Consider the following 10,058-nt stretch of genomic DNA (forward strand, 5'->3'; position numbering starts at 1 on the left):
CCCGCCCCGGCCGTTCCCGGAGCCACCCGGGCATCGAGTACCGCTGTCGACCGGCCCGCTGCCGCCGTATCCCGCTCATATGGGGAAGATCCCTCCGTTCCGGCGTGTTCGGCGTGCGCTAGGGTCGGGCTCGGCCCCGCCCCTTCGAGCCGCTGGACAGGTGCATGAGCTCCTTCGTTGTTGCCCTTGACGTCGGTGGAACATCGATGAAGGGCGGCCTCGTCACCCGTTCCGGCGAGATCGTCCGCACCGACCGGCGCGCCACCCCGCGCGACAGGGGACCGGCGGCCGTCATCGCGACGATCCGGTCCTTCATCGACGACCTCGCCGCCGCGGGGGGCGGCCCCCCGGAGGGGGTCGGCCTCGCCGTACCCGGGCTGGTCACCGCCGAGGCGGCCCTGTACTCCGCCAACATCGGCTGGCGCGACGTCCCGGCGACGGACCTCGTCCCGCTGGACGTCCCTGTCATGCTCGGGCACGACGTCCGCACCGGCGGTCTCGCCGAGAGCGTCCTCGGCGCCGGCCGCGAGCTCTCCGACTTCCTGTTCCTGCCCATCGGCACCGGTATCGCGGGCGCCACGATCCTGCAGGGCGAGCCGTACGGCGGCAGTGCGGGCTGGGGCGGCGAGATCGGCCACATCCCGGTCTTCCCGGAGGGCGAACCGTGCGCCTGCGGCCAGATCGGCTGCCTGGAGACCTACGCCTCCGCCTCCGCGGTGGCCCGCCGCTACTCCACCCGCGCCGCCGCTTCCTCTCCTGCCGCTCCCGGCTCGCCCGTCGCCGCCTCCGTGACCGCTTCCGCCGCCGCTTCCGTCACCGCCGAGCGGGTCGCCGCCCTGACCGTCTCCGGTGATCCTCTCGCCACGGAGATCTGGGGAGAGGCGGTCGAGGCACTCTCCCTCGCCCTGGCCTCCTACACGCTCCTCCTCGACCCCTCCGCCATCGTCCTCGGCGGTGGCCTCGCCGAAGCGGGCACCGTTCTCTCCGCCCCCCTGGCCGAACGGCTCCAGAAACGCCTCGCCTTCCGCCAGGCTCCACCCCTGCGTCAGGCCGCCCTCGGCATGTCCGCCGGCATGCTCGGCGCCGCCCTCCTCGGCTGGCGTGCCGCGGGCTTCGCCGACGCGGGAACCACGTGGTCTCTCGATGTACTGAAGTCCCCCCGGGTGGCGTAAAGTGTTATCCCGTCTGTCCAACGGGATTTCCCGGGCGCTTAGCTCAGCGGTAGAGCGCTCGCCTTACAAGCGAGATGTCACTGGTTCGAACCCAGTAGTGCCCACCAGCCAAAACGCCCCGTATCCGATCTTCGGAACGGGGCGTGAGTGACTAACTGGGTGACTAACCTCCGAAGATGTCGTCCATCGCCTCCGCCCCCTGCATGAGCACCGGCCGGATCTGCTTCCGATAGACCGTCTCCGTAACCACCGTGTTCCGGTGGCCGACGAGCCGTGAGATGTCCTCGATGGGGACGCCCGAGTCCGACAGCAGCGAGACGAAGCTGTGCCGCATCTCGCGAGGGGTCCAGTCGGTGCCACGGAGTCCCGCCTTCTCAATGATCTTCCGCACGTCGCGGCGCACGTTGCCCGCGCTCATGGCGGTGCCCTTCGAGGTGGAGAAGACAAGATCCGCTTCCGTCCCAGCCTTCTCCTGCTCCTCCCGGAGAGTCCGCAGTGCGTCCACGCACCGCCGAGGGAGCTTGAGAGAACGACGCGACTTGACGGTCTTGGTGTCCCCCTTCTGTCGCACGGACCGCCACACGTAGATCGCGAACTGCTCGTGCTCCCAGCCCGTCTCGGTGACCGGCAACCACGCCTTGCGCTCTTCGTCGAACGCGACGACATGGGACCACAGGAGCGCGCGCAGTTCCTCCGTACGAGCACCGATCAGCAGCGAGAGCACCACGTACGCCCGCATGCGCGGGTTGGCCTGCTCCGCCAGGGCGATGATGGAAGCGGCCTGCGCGAGCGTGAGCGCCTTGGAGGTCCGGCCCTCGCGTCCCTCCGGGATCTCACAGAGATCGACCACGTTCCGCTTCACCTTGTCACGGCGCATGGCGCTCTTCACCGACCGGTTGAGGATGCCGTGGATCAGCTTGAGAGACCGCGTGCTCAGCTCACCCGTCTTGCTCGCGAGCCACCGGTCGACGTCCTCCACCGACAGGTCACGCAGCTTGCGTGCTCCCACCGCGGGGATCACGTGCTTGTCGGCGAACGTGGTGTACATCTTCACGGTGGTCGCGGAGCGCCCGCCCAGGCCGTGTTGCAGCCAGTACTTCACGGCGTCGGCCACCGTGTAATGGGCCGGAGCGATGGTCAGGCCGTCGTCATAGTCGCGGATGATCTCTTTGAGCTTGTCCTTGGCCTCCGTCTTGCTCTTGCCGCTGGCCTTCTTGACGATGCGCTTCCCTGCGGGGGTGTAGCCGACCGTCACCGAGGCGATCCAGCGCTCTCGCTGCTCGTCCCAGTGCAGGCCGCCGTCTCCCCGGCTGCGTCGTGCGGTCATGATGCCCTCGCTTCCCGTTCGAGTAGAGCGATGTAGTCGGAGATGGCCGAGGCCGGGATGAGCCGGGTACGACCCTGGGTGACGGAGCGCAGGCGGCCCGCCCTGATCTGCTCGTAGATCACGCTGCGACTCATGCTGAGCAGATGCATGGCGTCGCATATGCGGTAGAGCCGCCGTTCGCCGGGCGGTCCGGGTGCTGTCACCCGCCCTCCCGCTCGGTGGCGATCTTCCGTGCGGTGGCGACCTTCTGGCGGATGTGCTCGGCCATGATCGCCTCACCGGGGGAGTAGTCCGATCCGGCGAACCGCCAGTGACCGAGTACGAGGGTCGTCTCGTCACCGAGGGCCGGGAGCCCGTGCCGCTCGCGTGCTTCGGCGGCCCTGTGCGCGGTGCGTACCTGCCGGAGATCGCCGAGGGTGGTGGAGTAGCGGCGCGACTTGGATGAGAAGTGGCCCCGGAACCCCAGCATGTGCGCCCAAGGCCGCAGCCGGAGCGCCTTGTACTCGGGACGAGCGCCCAGTTCCCAGCAGGTGCGGATCATCCGCCGGGCATGCTCGCTGACGGGTAGCGCGTCCAGGTGCAGGCCCGGTTTCAAGCCCGTCCCGTGGCAGCGACCGCAGGACGCCATCAGGCTCAACCGCCCGCGACCGCCGCAGGCCGGGCACGACAGCCGGTGGTCGACGGTGCCGGATGCTTCGGCGCCCTTGGTGGCGTACTTGGCGATGTAGCCGGCCACCGCCCGCTCGCCCAACCCGTCCGTCGCCTGGTCGAGCAGGATGGGCCGGATGTCGAGCTGATCACCCCAGACCAGATCCCACCGGCCGAGATCACCCGGGGGAGAGGTGACCGTGACCCGCTGGACCGCCGGAGGGATCGCCCGAGTGAGCAGGCCGTGATCAGCCCAGTCCGGAGGGATCTCGCTCCCGCCGCCCGGACCGTCGAGCCTGACGATGGCGTGAAAGTGCACCAGGCCGCGCCGCTGGTACTCGGCGACCTTGGCGAACGACACCCGGACCCGCCTGGCGAACTCACGACGGCTCAGCCCCGCCTCGCTGGCGAGGGTGCGCCGCACTTCCAGGGTGAAGCGATGCCACAGCGCGCCCGCGTGAGCCTGCCACAGCACCGCGCCGACATAGTCGTAACACCGGCCGCAGATGGGTTGCCCGAGCCGTCCGTCTCTCGGCTCGTGGCGAGTATGGCAGCCGACCGGATGCCCGTGCTCACAGACCTTGTCGCGCTCACGGGGACGGCAGACCCGTACCGTCCCACCCTTCTCTCGCCGGGTGTGCACCGGCCCGAATGAGGGAGCGGTGAGCGTGACGAACGCCCGAGGGTGCGCGCTCACCTCCTGCGGGACACCCTTGCCGCCGGACAGGCCCGCCCGGATCAACTGGAAGGTGTCGGCTCGGTAGACCTCCGAGCAGGACGGACACACCGAGGCCCGGCGGTTGCCACAGGCCACCAGCAGATGTCCGGACGGCTCATCCGTCGTGCGGTAGCTGTGCAGCACCTCACCGCTGGTCGCGTTGACGATCAACGACTCGCCCGCCAGGTGCACCGGGTGAGCGCACCCTCCGGTCGCCGCGACCATCGAGCGCCACCGGTCGTAGCCCGGATCGTTGATCACCCGTGCGAGATCGACCAGCCATTCCGGCTGCTGGTCGGCGGTGCGGTGCTGCGGTTCCTCCTTGCTGTTCATGACATCCTCCTTCGCTCGCTCCCGACAGGTACTCCAACACGTGCTACGTCTTGGCCCATGTGGACATGGTAAACAACACGTGCTACCTCTTGTAAAGAGCAAACGTGGAAGAAGGAGAACTCGGCATGACCGATGACAAGGGCACCGCCCGGTGGCGAATCATCGCCGACCTCTTGCGTTCAGACGTGGTGCAGGACCACTACCAGCCAGGACAGGCACTCCCCGGCGAAGCGTTCCTCGCTTCCGAGTACGCCACCTCGCGCCCGACAATCCGCAAGGCCATCGCCCAGCTCGTCGGGGAAGGGCTGCTCACCGTCGCCCACGGCCGGGGCACCTTCGTCCGCCCCACCCCGGATCGGCGCCTCATTCTCATGGGCGGCTCAGAGCGCGAAGACCTGCTCAGCCCCACGTACGACCCTGCCAAGCAGGGATGGGAACACGTCACCGTCGCCAGCGAGGCCGAACGCACCGCAGGCCGCGTCACTCCCAACTCGGCGTTGTTCATGACCATCGAAGGCAGTAAGGCCGACGTCCTGGGCGTGCGTCGAGGCCGCATGGGCGTCTACCGCTACGCCTACTGGCAGCACACTAAGACCCGCGCGCGAATCCACCTGTGCTCTTACCTCCTGGCCGACCAGGTCGCCACGATCACCGGCGAAGGCAGAGGTATGGAAATCGACTCTGAGATCGAACCCGAGGACTACTACGCCCACCTGGAGCGCACCCACGGTCCGCTGCGCTGGATCACCTCGGTCCACACCCAGATGCCTTACGGCGAGACCTACGAGGACCTCAACATGGAGCCGATCGGCACACCCTTGTTGCTGGTCCGCCGGCTGATGCTCAGCAAGGACGGCCGCCCGCTGGAGTTCACCGAGATCGAAGCCCCCGGGGACCGGTTCGAAGCCGCAGCAGCCAGTGAGCATGACCAGGCCGGATCAGACGGACAGGTCTCACTCAGGGTGTAGTGGGCTCAGACTTTCTTTACTGGTTCAAGGCAGCCCGCCTGCGGCGGCCTGCGCGCGTCGGGCGGTCGCTGGCCGCGCTGCGGCTCTTCGGCCGGTCGCGGCCAGCGCCGCCCACGCGCAGACCCATCACAAATGGCTGTCATATCACTGAGCGCACTCTTTCCCGCGGGCCAGCCAAGCCTTCAGGTCTTCGTTCTCCGCCGCTGTCCGCGAGCCCAGACTCTTGCGAGCTGAGTCTCGAAGTGTCGGCGAGCAGTAAGGCGTGGGCAAGGCAGCCGTTCCAATGCTGTCCTGCCATACCGTTCCTACGACGAAGACCGATCCATCCATGGCAGACATGGCAAATGACGGGTGACCGTATCCCGCGCCCAGAACGCGGGATGCTGCCCCGGCACCTGCAAGATCCCAATCATTTAATAGCTCTACTAATCCCCACACTGATTCCCACCAAGAAGGAGCTTCCCAGTCATCGGTTTCCTCACGCGCCTGGTCGAAGACGGGATCAATAGCAGGACTGAGTGAAACCAGAAATCGGCGATCTACTGAGAAAAGCCCGAACTCGGTTGCCATTTCATGCCAGTCGGAGTTGAACTTCGAAATGAGATTAGGGTCATCAAGTTTGACTATCCGGTCGCGTCGGCCCTCCTCCTGCCCGCAAGATGTAACTCTTCCCGCGACAAAGGTGGGAATTCCCGTACCATGTCTAAGGCCAAGAAACTTCATGCCAAAGCTCGACATCAGTCCTGCGACTAACTCCTCGTTCAAAATTCTCTCTATTCTGCGGGTGGAGGCCGTGGCGATCGCCGACTTCGGTTCTTTCCCGTAGATGGCTGGGGCGATCGGCTGCCGCAGCCCTCCTGCGTCGGGCCTTGCCATCGAGTGACTTGAACTGACGACAACGTATGCCGCCGATGCGCAATGACCACCTTGCCAGATATCACGCTGCTACGCCCGTCTTAGCGGGCTTTTCCGGACAGCAATGCCATCCATATCGCCCGAGCTTCGCTGATCGTCCAGGTGGAGGTCTCGTGGACTTGATGGCCGTCATCGAGTTGGAGGGTTCGCCGGACGAACGCTCGACCGCCGCCCTCGTAGAGTTCGTAGATCGTGGCACGGCACCAGCAGGTCCAGGCCACCGAGCGTGCCCGTTCAAGCGTCGGGTACGGCTCTCGCCAGTCCAGACGGATGTGGTCTCGCTGCGGCATCACCACATGCGGGCTCAGGCACTCATCAAGCAGAATCACGACGTGCGCTCCGCGACGCCCTTGGACCAGTGGGAAGCCTTGCGAAGTTCTTCGCACCGTTGAGCGACTCTGTGGGCGACGGTTATCGGGTTATCCACTCCGTAGACCCTGTACAAGCGGCCCGTCTTCGCTGAGATCTTTCCCGTCCACCAGCGGTAGGCAAGCCCGTCTGTCCAGACCACGAGATTGGTCCAGACGGAGAGCAGGGCGACGCCGTGGCCCTGGTGGACGTCGGCCGCGATGCCGCAGTGTTCGAGGCCGATACGTAGGCGTTCAGCAGTCAGGGCGGCCGGGCATCGTTGGGCCGGCTCTTTCCTGTCGAGGGTGCTCATGACTCCAGCCCCTCCTGGTCGCGGAGCTGCTGGGCGAGTTCGGCAACGTCATCAGCGTCGATCGTCCGATAGAGGCCGAGATTCACCTCCTCGTCGGTAAGGTGTCGGCCGTTCCGGGTGGCCCACAAACGACCCGCAGAACTACGCCAAATGCACCATCCGGGAAAGGCTGCCTGGAGGTCATCCAGAATTACGGGGGTTGACATGGAGTAAGCGTCATTCCATTTGGGTGACGAACCCACCGCGTTCCAGAGACGTCCAGGACGTTTCAAAGTTAGAGTCGAAAACGTCCCTGACGTCCTCACGCCCCGAGGTGCACCGTGGCCAACGTCCCCTTACGCCGCGCCATGCTCGATGCGAAGCTGAGCAACCAGAACCTGGCGGATCGTTGCGGGGTGGATGTTAAGACGGTGGAACGCTGGTTACAGGATGAGGCACGAGTTCCGCACCTCCGGCACCAGTTGGCCGCCGCCGAGGCATTAGGAGTTGATACGTCCGTGTTGTGGCCAGAAGCTATCCGTAACACTGTGAAGACCGGTCCGGATCGAGAGGTTTTGACCGTTTACCCCTATCGGTCGGCTTGCCCCAAGTCGATCTGGCGCAACCTGATCACTTCAGCCCGCAACGAGATCGTCTTCGCCGGGTACACCAATTATTTCTTGTGGCTGGAGCACCCCAACCTCGCCAAGGTCCTCAAGCGCAAGGCCGAGCAGGGGTGCAAGATCCGGTTCCTGATCGGCGACCCGGACAGCGAGGTCACCCGTCGCCGGGAGGAGGTGGAGAACGTCCCCCTGACGGTCTCCACCCGCATCCGGATCACCCTCTCGGAGATCGAGCAGGTTCGGAACGTGCCCGGCATCGAGGCGAGGTTCGGTGACGAGCACATCGCGATGAGCGTCTTCCGCTTCGACTCCGAGATGCTCGTGACGCCGCACCTGGCCAAGCTCGTCGGCCACGACTCGCCCATGATGCACCTGCGCCGCTATCAGGACGACGGGCTGTTCGACCGGTTCGGCTATCACGCCTCCGAGCTGTGGAGCAACGGCCGGGACGTCTGGGCGGAGGAGCCGCGCAGGCCGGCGGAGAGCGCCAGTTCTGGGTGACCAACTGGGTGACAACGACCCCGGACGGGGGCGGACAACGGTGGACGGTCGTGGACCGTACGCCCAGGTCAGAGCCGGTATCCGCCCTGGTCGCGCCCCCGCTCGGATCGCCTTACAAGCGAGATGTCACTGGTTCGAACCCAGTAGTGCCCACCAGTAGGTAGTGCCCACCAGGCGAAACGTCCCCTCTCTCACCTTGGGTGCAGGGCGAGAGCGACTACTGGGTGACTAACTCCTGAAGGCTTTGTCTAACGCCTCAGCGCCTGTAGGTGCGCCGGGCGGTTCTACTCGCGATATGCAGTTTCCGTGATGACCACGTTGCGATGATTGACGAGGCGCGAGGTGTTCTCGACGGGGGCGCTAGGCCAGACCGGGCTGAGCGAACTGGCAGATGGTGATCGTTCTGCTCTCGGAGCCTACAGTGGCGCACCCGACGATGACGCCTGAATAGGCCACCGGGGCAACGACACCGGCGCCCGCTCGACGGTGGCGAACGGGCTGACGTGGAGCCAGGTCGGCAGGGCACGGCAGGCGGCGTGATCGCCGGTCAGGCTCAGCACTTCGTCGCGCAGCGCCGCCGACCAGGTCATATCGCCCATCCAGATGCGGGTGAGGATCGATACCTCGGTCTCCAGCCACACGCTGACCGGGAAACCCGGGTAGCTGTCGCACACGTCGACGCCGCCGGACCGGGATAGGACGAGCCACCATCGCTGCTGACCGGTCGGCGCGTCCCGGAAGTGGACCTGTACCGTGGTCGCCTGCTCGGGCATCCGGACCGACTGGGATTCCCGGCGGATCTGGAGCATCAGCAGCACGGGGTCGAACTCGTCCGGGCGCAACTCGTGCATCCAGCGCGCGCCCCACATGGCCATCTGCTTCAGCAGTGGCTCCAGCTCCGCCCCGGCCGGGGTGAGACGGTAACGAGGTTCACCGTCGACCACGTGGCGCTGCACGAGACCGGCACGCTGCAACTCGCGCAGCCGCGCTGCCAGCAGCGACGGTGACATCCGAGGGAGGCCACGGGCGATGCCGGTGAACCGGTCCTCACCCCAGAGGAGCTCGCGGATGACGAGCAGTGTCCAGCGTTCGGCGAGGATCTCGGCAGCCCGAGCGACCGGACAGTACTGGCCGTAGCGCTTCATGGTCCCATCCTCCTCGCGGCGCTCGTCTCTCGCCGCTACAAAAAATGTACTAGGCCGGCGGTTGCGCGTCGCGCAGCCTCAGGAGTGAGGAAACACATCCGAGGAGGAGTGACATGCCTGGAAAAGCAGTCATCAGTCTGACCACCGGCCTGGAGGACCCCGAGCGGGTCACTGTGGCGTTCCTGGTGGCGGTCGGCGCGGCCGAGGAGGGTCGGCCAACGCTGATGTTCCTGACCAAGGAGGCCGTTCGGCTGGCAATGCGCGGCGTCGCCATCGGGGTGGCCTGCGACGGCTGCCCGCCGCTGCCCGATCTGGTCGAGCGATACCAGAACGCGGGCGGGACGTTCCTGGTCTGCCCGATCTGCTTCAACGCGAAGGGCCTCGATGAGAACCAGCTGATCAAGTCCGCGGAGATGGGCGGCACGGTGCCCATGTGGCGCTGGATCGGAGATGGAGCGACGACGTTCAGCTACTGACAGGACGCGCTCGCCCCCACCATCCGTCGCATCGCGTGCGCTACGGACATTGAGCCCGTCCAGCAGGCCCGAATCCACACTGTGCGCTGTCAAGCGTGTCCTTTGCGGGCGTTCACGTTGCTGCCGCGCTGCCTGGCCGCATGTCGTACCTGAGTGGCCAACTGGGTGACAACGACCCCGGACGGGGGCGGACGACGGTGGACGGTCGTGGGCCGTATGCCCAGGTCAGCGCCAATATCGACCCTGGTCGCGCCCCTGCTCGGATCGCTTTACAAGCGAGATGTGACTGGTTTGAACCCAGTAGTGCCCGCTGGTAGAGGCTCTGACCTGTGTTAAGAGGTCAGAGCCTTCTGTGTTTCCGGGGGGGGGTGTCCCTGCGGGCTTCATCCTTTGGTGATGCTCGCTGTATTGGCGCATGCTCTGCTGTGCATCCCTGTCGCGTGGGCGCGAGCATCACGAGGACTGATCTTCCTCGGACTTCGGTGAGTGTGGTGCGGTCACGTCCAGCGAAGTGGTGTATGAGTTGATCTCCGCGTGATCCTGTTTCTGCAGGTTAAGCGGTAAGTGTCTGTGGAATGGGTTTCTGCTGCGG

At 65.9% G+C, this 10,058-nt stretch carries 11 protein-coding genes and 1 tRNA gene; 5 read left to right on the forward strand and 7 right to left on the reverse strand.

The features are described 5' to 3' along the window. Window positions 1–164 precede the first annotated feature (164 nt). Window positions 165–1,172 carry an ROK family protein gene (locus tag ACFFRH_RS39105; protein ID WP_386162584.1) on the forward strand — a complete coding sequence of 336 codons (1,008 nt, stop codon included), beginning with the start codon at window positions 165–167 and terminating at the stop codon, window positions 1,170–1,172. 32 nt (window positions 1,173–1,204) lie between these two features. Further along, a tRNA-Val gene (locus ACFFRH_RS39110) sits at window positions 1,205–1,279 on the forward strand. Between the two features lie 56 nt (window positions 1,280–1,335). Here ACFFRH_RS39110 and ACFFRH_RS39115 read toward each other — a convergent pair. Genes ACFFRH_RS39115 through ACFFRH_RS39125 form a run of 3 tightly spaced genes read right to left on the reverse strand, consistent with a single transcriptional unit; the run spans window position 1,336 to window position 4,198 of the window. Then, the gene (locus ACFFRH_RS39115; RefSeq protein ID WP_344747877.1) at window positions 1,336–2,499 is read right to left on the reverse strand and encodes a site-specific integrase; all 1,164 of its coding nucleotides are present in this window, start codon (window positions 2,497–2,499) and stop codon (window positions 1,336–1,338) included. Continuing rightward, complete coding sequence (locus tag ACFFRH_RS39120; protein WP_030926264.1) at window positions 2,496–2,702, reverse strand: helix-turn-helix domain-containing protein; 207 nt, start codon at window positions 2,700–2,702, stop codon at window positions 2,496–2,498. Before ACFFRH_RS39120 ends, ACFFRH_RS39115 begins: the two co-directional genes overlap by 4 nt. Then, window positions 2,699–4,198, reverse strand: a complete 1,500-nt coding sequence (locus tag ACFFRH_RS39125; protein ID WP_344747876.1) for a replication initiator — start codon at window positions 4,196–4,198, stop codon at window positions 2,699–2,701. Before ACFFRH_RS39125 ends, ACFFRH_RS39120 begins: the two co-directional genes overlap by 4 nt. A 125-nt stretch (window positions 4,199–4,323) precedes the next feature. On the opposite strand from ACFFRH_RS39125, the gene ACFFRH_RS39130 reads away from it, so the two are divergent. After that, window positions 4,324–5,166: a GntR family transcriptional regulator gene (locus tag ACFFRH_RS39130; protein WP_344747875.1), complete on the forward strand. Its 843-nt coding sequence runs from the start codon at window positions 4,324–4,326 to the stop codon at window positions 5,164–5,166. Between the two features lie 144 nt (window positions 5,167–5,310). Here the strand turns inward: ACFFRH_RS39130 and ACFFRH_RS39135 are convergent, their stop codons facing one another. From ACFFRH_RS39135 to ACFFRH_RS39145, 3 genes are all read right to left on the reverse strand, one after another. Beyond that, a complete protein-coding gene (locus tag ACFFRH_RS39135; RefSeq protein ID WP_344747874.1) occupies window positions 5,311–6,042 on the reverse strand; it encodes a hypothetical protein in 732 nt (243 codons plus the stop codon). Window positions 6,043–6,122: 80 nt separating this feature from the next. Beyond that, window positions 6,123–6,410 (reverse strand): hypothetical protein, encoded by a 288-nt coding sequence (locus tag ACFFRH_RS39140; RefSeq protein ID WP_344747873.1) that lies wholly within the window; start codon window positions 6,408–6,410, stop codon window positions 6,123–6,125. Then, window positions 6,407–6,742, reverse strand: coding sequence for a hypothetical protein (locus tag ACFFRH_RS39145; RefSeq protein ID WP_344747872.1), 336 nt, complete (start codon window positions 6,740–6,742; stop codon window positions 6,407–6,409). The genes ACFFRH_RS39140 and ACFFRH_RS39145 overlap by 4 nt, the downstream gene beginning before the upstream one ends. A gap of 554 nt (window positions 6,743–7,296) precedes the next feature. On the opposite strand from ACFFRH_RS39145, the gene ACFFRH_RS39150 reads away from it, so the two are divergent. Beyond that, complete coding sequence (locus tag ACFFRH_RS39150; protein ID WP_344747871.1) at window positions 7,297–7,845, forward strand: hypothetical protein; 549 nt, start codon at window positions 7,297–7,299, stop codon at window positions 7,843–7,845. A gap of 416 nt (window positions 7,846–8,261) precedes the next feature. Here the strand turns inward: ACFFRH_RS39150 and ACFFRH_RS39155 are convergent, their stop codons facing one another. Then, window positions 8,262–8,990, reverse strand: coding sequence for a winged helix-turn-helix transcriptional regulator (locus ACFFRH_RS39155; RefSeq protein WP_344747870.1), 729 nt, complete (start codon window positions 8,988–8,990; stop codon window positions 8,262–8,264). A 113-nt stretch (window positions 8,991–9,103) separates the two neighbouring features. On the opposite strand from ACFFRH_RS39155, the gene ACFFRH_RS39160 reads away from it, so the two are divergent. Next, window positions 9,104–9,466 carry a DsrE family protein gene (locus ACFFRH_RS39160; RefSeq protein WP_329084190.1) on the forward strand — a complete coding sequence of 121 codons (363 nt, stop codon included), beginning with the start codon at window positions 9,104–9,106 and terminating at the stop codon, window positions 9,464–9,466. Window positions 9,467–10,058 lie beyond the last annotated feature (592 nt).

The sequence above is a fragment of the Streptosporangium vulgare genome, from assembly GCF_042428775.1.
Classification (GTDB): domain Bacteria; phylum Actinomycetota; class Actinomycetes; order Streptosporangiales; family Streptosporangiaceae; genus Streptosporangium; species Streptosporangium vulgare.